The sequence below is a fragment of the Mycetohabitans sp. B2 genome, from assembly GCF_021733735.1.
GTDB lineage: Bacteria > Pseudomonadota > Gammaproteobacteria > Burkholderiales > Burkholderiaceae > Mycetohabitans > Mycetohabitans rhizoxinica.
On record NZ_JAHKSP010000181.1, the window covers coordinates 1 to 315 of the forward strand.

The following is a 315-nucleotide window of genomic DNA, read 5'->3' on the forward strand; positions in this document are numbered from 1 at the left end:
CAATCACGGTGGCCACTCGAGTATCGGCGGGTAACTCGTCAAGCCGCCGCGCAATGGCCGGCAGTGCGGTATCGTCGCCGATCAGCAAATGCCAGTCGAAGTCGGTTGGGATGACCAGCGAGCTTCGTGGTCCGCCGACGCCGAGCCATTGTCCCGGTTGCGCTTGCCTTGCCCATGCGGATGCGGGGCCGGCATCGTGCAGTGCGAATTCCAGATCCAATTCACCTGCGTGCCGATCGTAGCGCCGCGGCGTGTAGTCGCGTGCCGGGGGGCGCGGATGATGCTCCGGGAACGCGACGCCATCCGGTCCCACAG

Annotated in this window: 1 protein-coding gene; it reads right to left on the reverse strand. The window is 66.0% G+C overall.

Going from position 1 to position 315, the window contains the following annotated elements; translation table 11 throughout:
• A partial coding sequence (locus KPG66_RS18255) for a siderophore-interacting protein (RefSeq protein ID WP_237071674.1) occupies positions 1-315 on the reverse strand: 315 nt, incomplete at both ends.